The organism is Sphingobium sp. DC-2 (assembly GCF_000722555.1).
Classification (GTDB): domain Bacteria; phylum Pseudomonadota; class Alphaproteobacteria; order Sphingomonadales; family Sphingomonadaceae; genus Sphingobium; species Sphingobium quisquiliarum.
The window spans coordinates 1-1590 of record NZ_JNAC01000069.1; the positions used below are offsets into that span (position 1 = coordinate 1).

The window sequence follows — 1590 nt, forward strand, 5'->3', positions numbered from 1 at the left end:
GATACACGCCGGAGGGTTCGGGGATACACGCCGGAGGGTTCGGGGATACATTGACAGGATACATTGCGACAATTAGCGTATCCCTATGGAGCAAATCGCTGTGTCATCTGCTGCCTTAGCCCTGCGTGCTGAAAAGCCACTAACCCCGGCAATGATCTCAGCCCTGTGGGAGATTACGGCGGTCCTTGATGAGGAACGGACACCAGCCAACGTACCCAACGCAGTTTGGCTCAATATCCCTACCGCTCGTTTGCGCGGCCCGGATGCGCGTCAGGATAATGTCTGGCTTCGTGAGTGTCTCGACCGCATGACCGGCCTAAAACTAAGCGGGCAGCACCGGGGCGACGAATGGGGCGCGGTACTGGTGGCCGAATGGCACATCACTGAAGGCGGATCACAAGCCCGCATCCTGATCCCGCCCGCAGGTGTTCATGCTTTGCGTAGCCCCGGCAATTTCGTGAAGATCGAGACGACAGCGGCGCACCGGCTCCCTCCTCACGCCCGCCGCCTTTATGCCCTTCTGGCTGATCGCAAACGCCAGCGCGAACCCTATGCCCAGTGGAGCATCGACAATCTGCGTGGCCTGCTCGGTGTAGATGATAAGCGGTCCTATGACCGCTGGCAGGCGTTAAAAGTGCGCGTCCTCGATCCCGCGCTTGATGCAATCAACGATTTCGGGACGGTGGACGTCACCATGACGCCTAAAAAGGTGGGCCGCTCGGTAGTGGCCGTTCGCTTTGATTGGCGCTGGAAAGACCCGTTAGACGCCGCTGACACGGTAGCCGAGAACGAGCGCCATAGCGCCGCTCGCCGCAAAGACCCACCAGACTCCCCCGATGCGCCGCCGCTAATGGAAACGGAACCTGACCCGGTGGTACGTGAAGGGATGGCGAAACTACTGGGCAGCTTGGGCGACAAGCTGCGTAACGCAGATGATGGTGACATTTGAGAATAGTTCGAAATTGACCTTCTCGAACAATACGAACATGGTTCTAAAATGACCGAAGTTCGTATGACCTTACGAGAGGCATCAGACCTCCTGAGCGTTCCACAAAATACCCTGAGATCGCGCTATAAAGCGGGTAAAATGAGGGGAGAGCGAGACAATTCTGGTCGCCTTTGGGTCTGGGTAGAACCTACCGCAAAGGGTTCTAATCGAACCTTCTCGAAGAATACGAAAAAGGTTCGAGATGCCGAGGATTTCGAAGCTCTGAAAGGACAGGTAACAATCCTCCATGAGCAGCTTTCCGGTGCCAATGCAGAACTAGCCATCTTGCGCTCCCGCGCATCGCAAGTGGATCGACTGGAAGCAGAAATGGCCGCCCTAGAAACCCAAGCAGCCCTTATCCGTGAGGATCGGGACCACTGGCGCACCATGGCGCAAAACCTCGCTATCGCGCGCGTTACTCCTCAGCCGATGTCCCAGCGCGGCTTCTGGTCACGCCTGTTTAGCCGCCAGGGCGGCAGCCCTAGCGGCGATGAAGCATGAGAGCGGCGATTTTCACCTGATTGTCGCGTATCAGGGCAGGGAACGGCTAGGTGTAGGCGCTTGCAATCGTAGCGGCGTCTGCTCGCAAACGGAGCGATTTT

At 57.5% G+C, this 1590-nt stretch carries 2 protein-coding genes; both read left to right on the forward strand.

All coding sequences use genetic code 11. From position 1 onward, the window contains the following. The first annotated feature begins 85 nt into the window (after positions 1-85). Complete coding sequence (locus tag ET21_RS0115515) at positions 86-949, forward strand: replication initiation protein (RefSeq protein WP_040265129.1); 864 nt, start codon at positions 86-88, stop codon at positions 947-949. 48 nt (positions 950-997) lie between these two features. After that, a complete protein-coding gene (locus tag ET21_RS27750; RefSeq protein ID WP_112366619.1) occupies positions 998-1489 on the forward strand; it encodes a hypothetical protein in 492 nt (163 codons plus the stop codon). The last annotated feature ends 101 nt before the right edge of the window (positions 1490-1590 follow it).